This is a genomic window from Robertmurraya sp. FSL R5-0851, assembly GCF_038002965.1.
Classification (GTDB): domain Bacteria; phylum Bacillota; class Bacilli; order Bacillales; family Cytobacillaceae; genus Robertmurraya_A; species Robertmurraya_A beringensis.
The window spans coordinates 1,397,091-1,410,831 of the sequence record NZ_JBBOOE010000001.1; the positions used below are offsets into that span (position 1 = coordinate 1,397,091).

Annotated in this window: 16 protein-coding genes; 12 read left to right on the forward strand and 4 right to left on the reverse strand. The window is 36.8% G+C overall.

The window, feature by feature from the left end; genetic code table 11:
- Positions 1-29 precede the first annotated feature (29 nt).
- A complete protein-coding gene (locus tag MKX65_RS07265; protein WP_340903037.1) occupies positions 30-2,141 on the forward strand; it encodes a putative bifunctional diguanylate cyclase/phosphodiesterase in 2,112 nt (703 codons plus the stop codon).
- A gap of 13 nt (positions 2,142-2,154) precedes the next feature.
- Here MKX65_RS07265 and MKX65_RS07270 read toward each other — a convergent pair whose 3' ends face one another.
- Positions 2,155-3,036: a metallophosphoesterase gene (locus MKX65_RS07270; protein WP_340903038.1), complete on the reverse strand. Its 882-nt coding sequence runs from the start codon at positions 3,034-3,036 to the stop codon at positions 2,155-2,157.
- 191 nt (positions 3,037-3,227) lie between these two features.
- Here MKX65_RS07270 and fadH point away from each other — a divergent pair, with 191 nt between their 5' ends.
- Positions 3,228-3,992, forward strand: coding sequence for a 2,4-dienoyl-CoA reductase (fadH, locus tag MKX65_RS07275; protein WP_340903040.1), 765 nt, complete (start codon positions 3,228-3,230; stop codon positions 3,990-3,992).
- Between the two features lie 40 nt (positions 3,993-4,032).
- On the opposite strand, the gene MKX65_RS07280 is transcribed toward fadH, so the two are convergent.
- Positions 4,033-4,656 carry a C39 family peptidase gene (locus MKX65_RS07280; RefSeq protein WP_340906177.1) on the reverse strand — a complete coding sequence of 208 codons (624 nt, stop codon included), beginning with the start codon at positions 4,654-4,656 and terminating at the stop codon, positions 4,033-4,035.
- A 189-nt stretch (positions 4,657-4,845) separates the two neighbouring features.
- On the opposite strand from MKX65_RS07280, the gene MKX65_RS07285 reads away from it, so the two are divergent.
- From MKX65_RS07285 to MKX65_RS07295, 3 genes are all read left to right on the forward strand, one after another.
- Positions 4,846-6,060: an EAL domain-containing protein gene (locus MKX65_RS07285; RefSeq protein WP_340903042.1), complete on the forward strand. Its 1,215-nt coding sequence runs from the start codon at positions 4,846-4,848 to the stop codon at positions 6,058-6,060.
- Between the two features lie 81 nt (positions 6,061-6,141).
- Entirely contained in the window at positions 6,142-6,372 is a 231-nt protein-coding gene (locus tag MKX65_RS07290) for a hypothetical protein (protein WP_160548716.1), read from the forward strand.
- Between the two features lie 231 nt (positions 6,373-6,603).
- Positions 6,604-7,239, forward strand: a complete 636-nt coding sequence (locus MKX65_RS07295) for a DUF3993 domain-containing protein (RefSeq protein ID WP_340903043.1) — start codon at positions 6,604-6,606, stop codon at positions 7,237-7,239.
- Positions 7,240-7,253: 14 nt separating this feature from the next.
- On the opposite strand, the gene MKX65_RS07300 is transcribed toward MKX65_RS07295, so the two are convergent.
- Both MKX65_RS07300 and MKX65_RS07305 read right to left on the reverse strand, forming a co-directional pair.
- Positions 7,254-7,499 carry a glutaredoxin family protein gene (locus MKX65_RS07300; protein ID WP_340903044.1) on the reverse strand — a complete coding sequence of 82 codons (246 nt, stop codon included), beginning with the start codon at positions 7,497-7,499 and terminating at the stop codon, positions 7,254-7,256.
- A 14-nt stretch (positions 7,500-7,513) separates the two neighbouring features.
- Entirely contained in the window at positions 7,514-8,470 is a 957-nt protein-coding gene (locus tag MKX65_RS07305; RefSeq protein WP_340903046.1) for an MBL fold metallo-hydrolase, read from the reverse strand.
- 177 nt (positions 8,471-8,647) lie between these two features.
- Here MKX65_RS07305 and MKX65_RS07310 point away from each other — a divergent pair, with 177 nt between their 5' ends.
- From MKX65_RS07310 to MKX65_RS07340, 7 genes are all read left to right on the forward strand, one after another.
- On the forward strand, positions 8,648-8,884 hold the full coding sequence (locus MKX65_RS07310) for a YkuJ family protein (RefSeq protein ID WP_340903047.1): 237 nt from the start codon (positions 8,648-8,650) through the stop codon (positions 8,882-8,884).
- Between the two features lie 124 nt (positions 8,885-9,008).
- Complete coding sequence (gene cbpB / locus MKX65_RS07315) at positions 9,009-9,452, forward strand: cyclic-di-AMP-binding protein CbpB (RefSeq protein ID WP_340903048.1); 444 nt, start codon at positions 9,009-9,011, stop codon at positions 9,450-9,452.
- Between the two features lie 68 nt (positions 9,453-9,520).
- Complete coding sequence (locus MKX65_RS07320) at positions 9,521-10,399, forward strand: LysR family transcriptional regulator (protein ID WP_340903049.1); 879 nt, start codon at positions 9,521-9,523, stop codon at positions 10,397-10,399.
- A 73-nt stretch (positions 10,400-10,472) separates the two neighbouring features.
- Positions 10,473-11,183, forward strand: a complete 711-nt coding sequence (dapD, locus tag MKX65_RS07325; RefSeq protein ID WP_119707373.1) for a 2,3,4,5-tetrahydropyridine-2,6-dicarboxylate N-acetyltransferase — start codon at positions 10,473-10,475, stop codon at positions 11,181-11,183.
- Positions 11,184-11,244: 61 nt separating this feature from the next.
- A complete protein-coding gene (locus MKX65_RS07330) occupies positions 11,245-12,366 on the forward strand; it encodes an N-acetyldiaminopimelate deacetylase (protein WP_340903052.1) in 1,122 nt (373 codons plus the stop codon).
- Between the two features lie 186 nt (positions 12,367-12,552).
- Positions 12,553-13,095: a peroxiredoxin gene (locus tag MKX65_RS07335; protein WP_340903054.1), complete on the forward strand. Its 543-nt coding sequence runs from the start codon at positions 12,553-12,555 to the stop codon at positions 13,093-13,095.
- Between the two features lie 81 nt (positions 13,096-13,176).
- A complete protein-coding gene (locus tag MKX65_RS07340) occupies positions 13,177-13,632 on the forward strand; it encodes a redoxin domain-containing protein (protein WP_160548723.1) in 456 nt (151 codons plus the stop codon).
- The last annotated feature ends 109 nt before the right edge of the window (positions 13,633-13,741 follow it).

Here is a 13,741-nt window from a genome sequence, read left to right on the forward strand (position 1 = left end):
AATGCTCAGGTACAAACGAGGATGATGGGATGGAGCAGTTTAAAAAGGTAATCTCTCGAGAAGTGATAAATGATAAAAATAGACGTGAAATTGAAGGGATGATCTTTGACATTATTCTTAACCATATCAATGATATGGTATTTATTATGAAGGTGGATGGAGATCAGTTTCGATACGTTTTTGCCAATAAATCTGGTGCGAAACATGCAAGGCTGACAGTGGAAACGATGGGAAAAACCTTATTTGAGGTAATGCCTGTTGAGACAGCTAAAAGACTGCAAGCTGCATATATGGAAGTAGTAGAATCTAAAGAACTTCAAGTGCTTTTTGATCAATCAACATTAGAGGATGGAAAGCTAGTTCATGGGCAGTCAATTTTAACTCCAGTCCTTAATGAAAATAAAGAAGTCCGATTTGTTGTTTCTGTAACTCGTGATATTACAGAGTTAGAGGCGGAAAAAAGCCGACTGGAAGTGACGGAACAGCGTTATCGCTCTATTGTGGACCATAATCTTGATGGAGTTATTCTCGCGACTCAAGCAGGAGATATTATAGACGCCAATCCAGCTAGTGAAATTTTATCAGGATATACAGTTGATGAGTTAAAGAAGAAATCAATTTTTGATTTTGTTGATGAATTCGATGTCGATAAATTTCGAGAATTTATCGAGCATTCACTCTCAGGTATATCTTTAGAAACTCTAGACTTCCGAATTGTTAACAGCAGTAAAAGAAAAATTACGGTCCAATTAAAAACAGTTCCTTTTACCATTCATAATAAAATTACAGGTATATATTTGATTTTTCGAGATCTTACAGAGCAGTCGCAAAATGCTGAGACGATAAAGTTCATGGCATTTCATGATCAGTTAACAGGGTTGTATAATAGAAGGGCTTTATTACGCGATTTAGATCTTCTTTTAAATCATTCAGAAAGTAATAAAGAAGAACCTTTTTGTCTTCTTTCCATTGATATTGACCGATTTAAACAATTAAATGACTCTTTAGGTCATTTTGCTGGTGATCAAATTTTAATAAAGATCGCTGAACGATTAAGTGTCGATAGAACAGATGAATATAAGGTATACCGCCAGGGTGGAGATGAGTTTATCGTTCTTTTAAAAGGAAATCGTCAAAGTGCTAACCAACTGGCGCAACAAATTTTGAACCGATTTGCTAAGTCCTTTTATTTGGATTCACATGAATATTATATCTCACCAAGCATAGGGTTAAGCATGTATCCTCAGGATGGAAAAGATGCGGAAACTTTAATCAAAAATGCTGATGAAGCATTGTTTCGTGTAAAAGAGAAAGGAAAAGCTCATTATCAGTTTTATCGAAGTGATAAAACGCAATCGTTTGCCAATATCGTTTCATTAGAAACTCAACTTAGAAAAGCTCTAGAGCGTGATGAATTTATCCTGTTGTATCAACCACAGGTAGAGCTAAGAAGCGGGAAAATCAAAAGCTTTGAAGCGTTAATTAGATGGAATTCCATAGAGTTTGGGTTGGTCCCACCGTCAGAATTTATTCCTCTTTCGGAAGATACGGGCTTGATTATTCCTATCGGTAATTGGGTGATTGAACAAGCTTGTATGCAAATAAAGGAATGGAATGATCTTCGCGGAGAAGAAATTACAATTGCGATAAATATATCTGCCAAACAATTTCAACAACGGACTCTTGTCAGTACGATTAAAAAAGCGATTCAGAAGTTTCAAATTAATCCCTCCTTGCTCGAAATTGAGATAACAGAGGGAGTAATGCAGGATACGGCTGAAACAGCTCCAATACTTAAAAGTTTAAAGGATTTAGGAATTAGCATTGCGATAGACGATTTTGGTACTGGATACTCCTCGTTAAACTATTTAAAAAGTTTTCCTATTGATGTTCTCAAAGTAGATCAATCATTTATCCGAGGAATTCATAATAACGATAAGGATGCTGCCATTACAACAACGATTATCCACCTAGCAAATAGCCTCGGAATGACGGTAGTAGCTGAAGGGATTGAAGAAAAAGCACAGGCAAAGTTTCTTTTAAATACGAACTGTGATAAAGGGCAGGGTTACTTTTATTCAAAACCGTTGAGTAAAATTGATATTGAACAAACCATTTTTAACAGACCGACCAAATCATAATGGACGGTCTGTTTTATTTTTGTAGGGTTTGAAGAGTAAATACGGTAATTTCGGGCGGAGAGAGAAACCGAAAGGGAAGCCTTGTTGTACCTAAGCCTCTATTTACATAAAGAGTCAAAGGATCACCTGCCTGATCAATTTGATAAAATCCTTCAAAATATTTTTTGGCAAACGGGGGCTTTATAATAGCTCCTAAAAAAGGAATTTGAATTTGTCCTCCATGACTGTGTCCGCTTAATTGGAGTTGAACATTTCCTATGCTAGCAGCCTTATCGGCTAAGTCAGGTGCATGAGATAAAAGGATGGTATATGCCTCATTAGGTATGCTTTCCAATGTCGCTTGAATATCTGGTCTACCTAACATGGCATCATCAATCCCAGCGATATACAAACTCTCGTTTGTAAGGAGAGAGACTTGATGAGCTTCATTCAAAAGAAGGGTAAAACCAGCTTCTGTCATAACATTTTGATATAAATCCGAACCATAGCCTCCGTGATCATGGTTCCCATATATAGCAAACGAACCAAACGGAGCTTCGAGATTTTTCAAAATCGGTGCAATAGAGTGAATATCTGCGTACTGATTAGGCGTATCCATTAAATCACCGGTAAAAAGAATCATGTCGGGCTTTTGTTCATTTATTTTATTGACCAATTCTTGAAGTTGGGATAAATCATATTGAAATCCAATATGCGTATCGCTGAATTGAAGTATTTTAAAGCCGTCGAAACCATTGGGAATCATCGGGTGAGAAATAGTGTGCTTCTTAACTGTTAATAGCTTTGGCTCAATTTCTCGAGCATAAAAGCCCCCTCCACAGACAGCAACAATTCCCGTTATAAAAGTGCCCAATCCTCTTTTCAAAAATCGTCTTCTCGACATTTTTGTTTTCATTACTAATCAACCTATTCTCATTTCTAAATTTAGGACAATCCACTCTATACTAACAAAATCAGGGACATATGAGAACTAAAAAGGCGTGATTTAAATCTTGTCCATGAAATATATGTATACAGATGTAGAATAAAAAATGATACAATATAAATGAATGAATATTCATTCTTTTTTGATGAGGGGGATGGAAGATGGAGAGGAAAGTGGTTATCATAACAGGTGGTTCATCTGGGATGGGGAAAGCAATGGCAAAAAAGTTTGCTGAAAGTGGCTTTTATGTGGTGATTACAGGAAGAGATGAGGAAAAACTACGAGCGGCCAAAAATGAAATTGAGAAAGAAAATAATCAGGTTCTACCTGTAAAAATGGATGTTAGAGAAGTGGAGGATGTAAAGAGAATGGTCGAGCTGACGGATGAAACATTCGGTCGGATTGATATTCTTATTAATAATGCAGCCGGAAACTTTATATGTCCAGCTGAAAAGCTATCAGTGAATGGATGGAATTCCGTGATAAATATTGTGCTAAACGGTACGTTTTATTGTAGTAGCGAGGTAGGAAAGTATTGGATTAGTAAAGGGATAAAGGGGAATATCATCAATATGGTTGCTACATATGCCTGGAATGCAGGTGCGGGAGTGATTCATTCAGCAGCTGCAAAAGCGGGAGTACTATCCATGACAAGAACGCTCGCTGTTGAATGGGGGCAGAGATACGGAATAAGAGTGAATGCAATTGCACCTGGACCGATTGAACGAACAGGTGGTGCACAACGGTTATGGGAGTCCCAAGAGGCCGCCAATCGAACGCTTTCAAGCGTGCCGCTAGGAAGGTTAGGTACCCCTGAAGAAATTGCTGAATTGGCCTTCTTTTTATGCTCAGAAGGTGCACTTTATATTAACGGAGAATGTATTACGATGGATGGCGGGCAATGGCTTAATCAGCATCCATTTTAAGAATAAAGACAGGCTAGTCAATAAGCTAGCCTGCTGATTCTTATTGATAGCTAACGGCTCTATTTTTTAAAGCGTTCCAAGACTGTAGAAATTGTTGCTTATTCACTTTTACCTGTTTTCTACCTGATAAAGGATCATTCAAATAAACAAACGATGGATCATAGCCAACTAAAACGACCGCATGAAGATCAAGAGGTGTAACTATTTTTTTATTGCCATGCATCCAAGATTCTGGACGGTCTGGTAAACGGTAATCACCTGTTGTCCACACTACAACAGGAAAGCCCTTTGCAACATGAGCTTCGATTTCATGAAACGGTCTATTAGTAAGATTGACGGCTTTCCCTGGCAGGTAAGTATTAATTAAGTCGATCATTGGTCCATCAAAGACTGCATATCCAGCTTTTCTCCCAGTCATATCACCAACAAATCCTACATCTGGATCTCCCCAACGAATAATATCACCATTTTGTTTTACCAAGGGATCATTGTCTTTTTTTATTTTATTATATAGATCCATTTTATTTGTATTCACTCCAGCAAATTGCAGCATCATGGCGAGGCTTGTAACCTCACAACCATACCTTAATTCTGGATTTTGATGGATCAAAGGAACATCTAGCAATGCGTTGCTTTGTGCGAATGTTGAAAAAGGTATGCTCATCACAAAAAGAATGGATAGAAACAATGTTTTTATTTTCATTTGGTACCTTCCTTTCGGTGGTTAAGTTTAGAATGCAAAAAAGGAAAGGTAAATATAAGATAAGGTTTTTGGAAGAGGTTCATGGAAAAGGAATATTAAGCCTTTTTATGGTATAATCAATGAAATGATGGATGTAAGGAGCGATCGTAATTGGATGCATTGGATATCTTAACAGATCTTGAAAATGTACTGCCTTTTTTTCAACCGATATTCAGTGCGGATGAACACCAGGTTATTGGTTATGAAGTATTAGGAAGGTACTATAATGGCTCGGAATACATAAGTCTTGGTCCGTTTTTCCATGACTCAAATATTCCCGAAGAATACCGAACGGAAGTTGACCAAGTGGTATTAAAAAAAGCGCTAGATCGTTTTCTAGAGGTTGATGAACACCTCTTAATCTTTATTAACAGAGATGCGGATTTGTTGATGAAGGGAGCAGATGATCCTTTTCTAGAAGTTCTGCACGAATACGAAGAGCTTGGGTTGTCGCTAAATAGATATGTGCTCGAAATTTCAGAAGCTAATTATAAAGGTGAGCTAGATCAACTAGATCATTTTCTTAATTATTTAAAGACGTTAGGAATAAAAATTGCAATAGATAAACTTGGACATGAAAGCAGTCACTTGGATCGAATTGGTCAGCTATCTCCTAATATTTTGAAAGTGGACTTGCGTGCCCTTCGTTCTAACCGTGCTTCGCAAGGGTTTCAAGATATCTTGTACTCACTTTCTCTATTAGCACGAAAAATTGGTGCAACTTTACTCTTTGAAAACATTGAAATGGTCTACCAACTACAATTTGCTTGGAAAAATGGAGGAAGATACTATCAAGGATTTTACTTGCATAAACCAGCAAAAGATTTTGTGGATCGCAACATTTTAAAAGATAAACTAAAGGAAGAATTTCACCGTTTTATTGCTTTCGAGAAAAAACGTATTGAAACCTTACATCAAATCACAGAATCTTTTCAAATCCGAATGCAGGATTTGGTTTCCAAATATAAAAAGCAAGAAAAGTATGAGGAATTTTTAGGATCCTTAACGAAGGAATTAGATTCAATCGCTTTTCGCTTATACATATGTGATGAAGATGGGTTCCAAGTTTCACCGAACTTATTTAAAGGGGATAACGAATGGGTTAGCCAAGTTGAATATATGAATAAAAACTGGAGCTGGAGACCATATTTCTTAGAAAATATTCATAAAATGCGCTTAGAGAAAAAAGGCATTTTATCGGATGTATACAGCGATATCGAAATCGGTGATAACATTCGAACCTTCTCTTACCCGTTGAGTGCAAAGCATTACCTATTTATTGACCTTTCGTATGCTTTTCTATATGACAATGACGGTTTGTTATAATTTGCCCTAATCATAAAAAGAATAAACGAGGACTATTGTGGAATCGTATAGATATGACAAAATATAAAGGAGGAGTTCTCCTTGAGTACCTATATGTCAATCCTATTATTTATTTCCATGGGTGTCCTCGTTTTTTCATTGGGGTATACATTAGCCGTAACAAGAAGACCAAAGCAATTAAAACCAGAAGCAGACACACCTCTTCCGACAAAGGTCCAATCGCATATCTATTTGCGAAACCCTATTTTTCTAACATATGGGATATTCTTCTTGCTGGTGATTCTCATTATTTTATTTTATAACTTATCGTAAAAACCTCTTGCTAGAGGTTTTTTTTTTGTAAAATCATTTTTTGTAAATGTGTAGGTATTTTTCCTTATTTTTTCGCCTTTTTCTTCATAAATTGTTATATCGGTTGTCATAAAGGGTAACTTCATCAATATAAATGTCAGATTAGCACGTTATTTTACGAACGAATGCGTGCATCAAGGAATTGAATTGTTGTTAAAATGAAAATTATTACGAGGAAAGGAAAGTGAGCTTATGGGTCGAAACAAACGTATGCTATTATTGGTATTTTCCATTCTATTCTTTTTTCCTTTAATTGGACAAGCTGCCCCTGTTACAACGATGGAAACCAGAGAGGATGTTCTTGGTTTTTTACATGAAGCGTTTCAGGCGCAGGTGTCGTTAAGTGAAGTAGGAAGAACAGAAGAAGAAATAAATTCGATTTTAAAGCCTTACTTTACGAATTCCTATAATCAGCTTTTTAAAAAGGAAAATATGGTGGAAGAGAATGGATTACAGTTTACCTATGGAACGGATTTTGCACCTTACTACATTCCTTTTTTTCAATTTTCTGACCAAACAGAAATAGTCATAAATAAAAACAATATTTATGTGTATGAATTTTTTAAAGGGGTAAATGAGGGACCTGTCATATACAAAGACCATTATGAAGCGATCATTTTGAAAAAAGAGCATACAAGGGATTGGAAAATAAGTGAATATGTATACGACTTTAATCCATCCACAGATATTGCTCCTGAAAGAGAAGAGGAAAAAAAGAATAGTCTAGAAAAAAACAATCCTCTTCTAACATTAATGATTAGCACTCTTCATCATATAAAACTGACCGCGAGTTTTTTTAACCATTATATAGCATTTGGAAACGAGTAGAGTGAAACAAAACTCTACTCGTTTTTGTTTGATAGACCAAGTGCTTCTATAATTCGCTCTTGTTCAAATCCAATAATCACATCTCCATTAATAACAATGGTTGGCGTAGAGTATGAACCAAGCTTAATTAATTCATCTCGAGCGGAAGAATCTTTTTTAATATCCTTAAGTTCATAAGAGATATTTTGTTCATTAAAAAAGTTTTTCGTAAACTCACAAGGGGGACAGCCTGGCTGGGTGTATAAGGTAACTTTGTTCATTGTATTCCTCTATTCTAGGTATATTTTTGTTTGTCGATAAAATCAATTAATCCCATAGCGCATATGCTCAAGTCTAAAGAAATGACCTCATTTACTTTATGGTTTCTTGAAATAGAATAAGATTCTAAATGATCTTGTATCATTTCAGATAAGTATTTAATGGCTAATTGAACTCTGTCTTCAAAAGAAGTACGGGCTCCATATGCTTTATTTCCCTGCTCTACAAAACGATCGAGCCAGCTATAGACTTGTATAAACACTTCATTTGGTTGCTCAGTCATTCCATAATGTCCAAAACAGAGGAAATGAGGTTTTAGCTCCTTGAACATTTTAAGAGACTGACGCATTTTGTCAGGATGAAATTGATTTGGCGAAGTTGATGGCAAATAAAGCTTAACCCCTGTACCCTCTAAGTCCGGATAGCAGATACCGGCAGTATCTCCCGTAAAGAGAGCCTTAGTGGATTCATCAAAAATACTAACATGATGATTCGCATGTCCCGGTGAGTGATAGAAGGTAAGTACATGATATGGACCTATTTGAAGCTTTTCTTCATGCTCCATCGACCTTATGCGATCTTCAGGGATAGGAACAATTGGATCAAATAGATTATCGAATCGATCTCCATACACCGCTTTTGCTCCCGCAATTAACCTTGTAGGATCAATTAAATGCCTTTTACCGGCAGGGTGGACGTATACAGTTGCATTCGGACAGGATTGTAGTAAAAGTCCAGCACCACCAGCATGATCAAGATGGATATGTGTTACAATAATGTTCTTGACCTGAATAGGAGTGAATCCTAATTCCTGTAATCCAGCAAGGATGAATGGGACAGAAGGGCTAGCGCTTGTTTCGATAATAGTAAGTTGGTCGGCAACGAGCAGGTAGCTACCCGTTCTATTATCAAGTCCTAAGTCATGACCGTCAATAATGTACAAATTTTCGAGGAGTTTCACTACATTTTTCAAAAAAAAACCTCCTTTTTTATACTTTTCCTTGTACAAACACCCATCATTATTTTATGCTGTTAATATTGGCATGTAAAGAAGGATGGCAAGAATTTTCTGATTTCTTTTTTCGTATAGAAACATGTCAAAAGAGAAACCTAGGAGTATCAATAGGTTTGTTTCGAAAGGAGAGAGAGTATGTCGCAGCTTCAAGGAATCATTACACGTTTAAAAAATCTTCAAGAGCAAGCGAGTTCAGGTGAGCCAGCTCAACGCTTTTTTGAAGTTAATGGAGAAAGAAAGTGTCAGGTTACTTTTCACCCAAAAACAGAAACATTTGAACTAGAAGTATACAATGACAAAGAAAAATCGAAGAGATACCAATTCGACAACATCGATATGATTACTATTGAAATCTTTGATCTCATACAGTAACCACCTATACATAGAGGGACCATTTATTGGTCCCTTTTGTATGTAAAGAAGTTAAAAAGAGCAAACCCTTTCAAACTGTGATAAAATAAATATAGCTGAAAACAAGAGATGAGGAGTTTTCGACATGATAAGTCTTCACAGTGGGGAATTTTTAGAAATTAATATTAGAGATTTGATGATACCATCCGAACGCGTGGCACATGTGCAAGTTCAAAACAATTTAGAGCATGCTTTATTGGTGTTAACGAAAAGTGGATATACGGCTATACCTGTTCTGGATCCACATTATAAGCTTCATGGATTAATAAGTACGCCAATTATTATGGAGTCCATATTAGGTTTAGAGCGGATTGAGTTTGAGAAACTTGAGGAAAAGAAGGTTGAAGAGGTCATGAATAAAGAGGTTCCTCGGATATCAATTGATGCTAGTATCAAAAGCTCTCTTGAAACTCTTATCGATCACCCGTTTATTTGTATTGAAAGTGCAGATGGGATTTTTGAAGGAATTTTAACTCGTAGAACGGTGTTGTTTCACTTAAATAAGCATGTAAAAAAATTAAATAAATAAAGATATGCTCCCTTTTGGGGGCTTTTTTCAATTATAATATAAGTAAAACTTATTAACTGAGGGATGTTGTGTCTACACTATCAGAGTTTCAATTATTGTCCGTACTAGCAACTGAAATGAATATGAGAAAAGCCGCAGAGCGATTATTTGTTTCTCAGCCTGCTCTTTCCCAAAGATTACAAACGATAGAGAAAGAGTGGGGAACTAAGCTATTTATTCGTTCACAAAAGGGATTAACACTTACTCCAGCAGGAGAACTTGTTATTGAGTTTGCCAACGAAGTATTAGGGAAAGAAGAAAAAGTAAAAGAAGCGATTCACGGTCTTGATTTAGAGGTATATGGCACATTAAAGATCGCTGTAGCTTCCATAGTAGGTCAAAACTGGCTTCCCAAAGTACTAAAGAAGTACATGAACAGATATCCTCATGCAAAAATCGCTCTAATAACTGGCTGGAGCAGTGAGATTTCTAAGGCGCTTTATGAAGATCAAGCACATATTGGAATTATTCGCGGAACTCCTGAATGGAAGGGTGTAAAGATGCACTTGTTCGAAGATAGCCTTTATTTAGTCGACAAGGTGATCACTAGCCCGGAGCAGGTATTGAAAACAGATCGCCCTTTTATACAGTTTAAAAGCGATTCCAATTATTTTCAGGAAATCCAAGATTGGTGGTATCGGAATTTTCAAACCTCACCAAAGAGAACTTTAGTCGTGGATCAAATTGAAACATGTAAACAAATGGCCTTGAATGGGATTGGTTTTGCGATATTACCTGCTATTACTTTGAATCAAATGGATAAGGATATCTTTAAAATTCCGTTACTTGACGAAGCTGGAATGCCTTTAAAACGGGACACTTGGCTTATGGGATATGAATCATCCTTTAAGTTAAAACAGGTTCAAGCATTTGTGGAAATTATTAAAGAATTTATTAACGAAAGCTAAAGGGTTCCCACTTGTCTTGAATGCGGTTGTTTGTTAAAGTAATTTTTAGATTGTATAAATTGGAGGGAAACATATGAAAATGATGGATGCAAACGAAATCATTTCGTTTATTCAAAATAGCAAAAAAGCGACACCAGTTAAGGTATACATAAAAGGTGATCTTGAAGGAATTGACTTTGGTGCAAGTGCAAAGGCCTTTATCACTGGAAATACAGGAGTTGTATTTGGTGAGTGGAGCGAAGTTAGTGAAGCGTTAGAAGCAAACAAAGGAAAAATTGAGGACTATGTTGTTGAAAATGACAGAAGAAACTCAGCCATTCCACTTTTAGATATGAAAAATATTAAAGCGCGTATTGAGCCAGGTGCTGTCATTCGTGATCAGGTTGAGATTGGTGACAATGCCGTTATCATGATGGGCGCATCTATTAACATTGGTGCAGTAGTTGGTGAAGGAACAATGATTGACATGAACGTTGTTTTAGGTGGACGAGCTACTGTAGGTAAAAACTGTCACATCGGTGCTGGATCTGTGTTAGCAGGCGTTATTGAACCACCTTCTGCTAGCCCTGTAGTAATTGAAGATGATGTTGTTATTGGCGCAAACGTTGTTGTACTTGAAGGAATTCGTGTGGGTAAAGGTGCTCGTGTAGCTGCTGGTGCAGTTGTTATCGAGGACGTTCCCGCTGGTGCAGTAGTTGCCGGTGTTCCTGCTCGTGTCATTAAACAAGCAGACGAGAAGACATTATCAAAAACGGAAGTAATCCAAGCATTACGTCAACTATAATACATTTTTTGAAAGCGTGGATTTCTATCCACGCTTTCTCCTTAATAAAGGGGGAGAAGTAATGAGTAATCCGTTTGTTCAAATTCGGAGAGACTTGCATCAAATCCCAGAGCTTGGCTTTCAGGAGTTTAAAACGCAGAAATATTTATTATCATATATTGAATCGTTACCAAAAGAACGATTAGAAGTAAGAAAATGGGAAACGGGTTTGTTCGTAAAGGTACATGGGTTAAATCCAAGAAAAATAATAGGTTATCGTGCTGACATTGACGGGTTACCAATAAAAGAAGAAACTGAGCTTCCTTTTCACTCTACTCACGCGGAACAAATGCATGCCTGTGGCCATGACTTTCATATGAGTATTGGATTAGGAGTATTAACTCACATCGTCCACCACCCCATACAGGATGACATGCTGTTTATATTTCAACCTGCTGAAGAAGGCCCCGGCGGAGCAGAACCTATGCTGAAGTCTAGGGAAATGGAAGAGTGGAAGCCTGATATGATTATTGCCCTTCATATTGCGCCTGAGTATCCTGTTGGTACAATTGCGACAAGAGAAGGTCTATTATTTGCTAATACATCTGAACTCTTTATTGACTTAGTCGGTAAAGGTGGACATGCCGCCTATCCTCACCAAACGAATGATATGGTCATAGCTGCTTGCAGCCTTGTAAGTCAACTACAAACGGTTATCAGTAGAAATATTGACCCATTGGATAGCGCCGTTATAACAATTGGGAAAATTACTGGAGGCACCGTTCAAAATGTTATTGCTGAGAAGGCTAGACTAGAAGGCACGATACGGACCCTCTCGGTTGATTCGATGAAAAAAGTAAAGAATAGAATCGAGTCTATCGTACAAGGGATAGCTACTGGATACGAATGCGAGGTAAAGATCGATTACGGTAGTATGTATCATCAAGTATACAATGACCACTCGTTAACAAGAGAATTTATGAATTATGTTGAGGAACAATCCTTAGTTCGCGTGATTGAATGTAAGGAAGCGATGACAGGAGAAGATTTCGGATACATGTTAGAAAAGATACCTGGCTTCATGTTTTGGCTAGGAGTTGAGTCTGAGTTTGGACTTCATCATTCAAAATTAAATCCTAATGAAGATGCAATTGAGAAAGCGATTATGCTTCTAACCGCTTACTTAAATTATAAAGGAAATTAAAATAACAGAGTTTATTTTACGAAAAAAAAGGGCAAACCATATAGTGGGTTAGGTGTTATTTTAATAATAACTCTTTTTTAACATCTATTCCTTCATAACAATTGACTCTAGCATTAAGTTACTACTATAATTGTATTTGTATTTTTTTTCACAATATCTACATATTTTTACACGGAGGGATTTATAATGGCAGAACGTATGGTAGGAAAACAAGCTCCACGCTTTGCGATGGATGCTGTACTTCCAAATAAGGAATTCGGAAAAGTAAGTCTTGAAGAAAACATGAAAAACGATAAGTGGACTGTCCTTTTCTTTTATCCAATGGATTTCACTTTCGTATGTCCTACAGAAATCACTGCATTGTCTGATCGTTATGATGAGTTCGAAGATCTTGATGCAGAAGTAATTGGTGTATCTACTGACACCATTCACACTCACTTAGCATGGATCAATACAGACCGTAAAGAAAACGGACTTGGTGACCTTAAGTATCCTTTAGCTGCTGATACAAACCATGTTGTTTCACGCGAATATGGAGTTTTAATTGAAGAAGAAGGTATTGCATTACGTGGTCTATTCATCATCAGCCCAGAAGGTGAAATGATGTACTCAGTTGTTAACCATAACAATATCGGTCGTGACGTAGATGAAACATTACGTGTACTTCAAGCACTACAAACTGGTGGTCTTTGCCCAGCAAACTGGAAACCAGGTCAAAAAACTCTTTAATCAATAAAGTGGAAAAGGCCTTAACGTAAAGTTAGGTCTTTTCTTTAAGTTATGAAATTTATGAGCAGGGAGAGTTGTAAAATGAAACTTAGAGCGCCAATGCCAGAATTAACTGGTGCAACCGAATGGTTAAATGGTGAAATCACGAAAGCTGATTTAGTTGGGGAAAAACCTACACTAATTCACTTTTGGTCAGTAAGCTGCTACTTATGTAAAGAGGCAATGCCACAAGTAAATCAATTCCGTGATGATTATAAAGATAAATTAAATGTTATCGCTGTTCATATGCCAAGAAGCGAAGAAGATCTAGATCTTGAAGCAATCAAGAAAACGGCTGACGAACACGGTATTACACAACCAATTTTTGTTGACAGTGAACATAAATTAACCGAAGCATTTGAAAATCAGTATGTACCTGCATACTATGTGTTTGATAAAGATGGAAATCTTCGTCATTTCCAAGCTGGTGGAAGCGGAATGAAAATGTTAGAAAAACGCGTCAATCGTGTTTTAGATGAAATGGAAAAAGCAGAGTAGATTTTTTAGTAGACTAGGGATTTTCCCTAGTCTTTTTTAATATGAAAAAATGTTGTAAAAGGGTGGAAATTTATTTCGAAAACCGATATATTTATTACTATGCTCATGA

What these genes read in the sequence shown, in the direction of transcription:
- MKX65_RS07270 (WP_340903038.1), bottom strand. Translation starts at nt 3,036, where the DNA reads ATGAAAACAAAAATGTCGAGAAGACGATTTTTGAAAAGAGGATTGGGC.
- MKX65_RS07335 (WP_340903054.1), top strand. Translation starts at nt 12,553, where the DNA reads ATGGCAGAACGTATGGTAGGAAAACAAGCTCCACGCTTTGCGATGGAT.
- MKX65_RS07340 (WP_160548723.1), top strand. Translation starts at nt 13,177, where the DNA reads ATGAAACTTAGAGCGCCAATGCCAGAATTAACTGGTGCAACCGAATGG.
- MKX65_RS07295 (WP_340903043.1), top strand. Translation starts at nt 6,604, where the DNA reads ATGGGTCGAAACAAACGTATGCTATTATTGGTATTTTCCATTCTATTC.
- MKX65_RS07300 (WP_340903044.1), bottom strand. Translation starts at nt 7,499, where the DNA reads ATGAACAAAGTTACCTTATACACCCAGCCAGGCTGTCCCCCTTGTGAG.
- dapD (WP_119707373.1), top strand. Translation starts at nt 10,473, where the DNA reads ATGAAAATGATGGATGCAAACGAAATCATTTCGTTTATTCAAAATAGC.
- cbpB (WP_340903048.1), top strand. Translation starts at nt 9,009, where the DNA reads ATGATAAGTCTTCACAGTGGGGAATTTTTAGAAATTAATATTAGAGAT.
- fadH (WP_340903040.1), top strand. Translation starts at nt 3,228, where the DNA reads ATGGAGAGGAAAGTGGTTATCATAACAGGTGGTTCATCTGGGATGGGG.
- MKX65_RS07330 (WP_340903052.1), top strand. Translation starts at nt 11,245, where the DNA reads ATGAGTAATCCGTTTGTTCAAATTCGGAGAGACTTGCATCAAATCCCA.
- MKX65_RS07265 (WP_340903037.1), top strand. Translation starts at nt 30, where the DNA reads ATGGAGCAGTTTAAAAAGGTAATCTCTCGAGAAGTGATAAATGATAAA.
- MKX65_RS07280 (WP_340906177.1), bottom strand. Translation starts at nt 4,656, where the DNA reads ATGAGCATACCTTTTTCAACATTCGCACAAAGCAACGCATTGCTAGAT.
- MKX65_RS07310 (WP_340903047.1), top strand. Translation starts at nt 8,648, where the DNA reads ATGTCGCAGCTTCAAGGAATCATTACACGTTTAAAAAATCTTCAAGAG.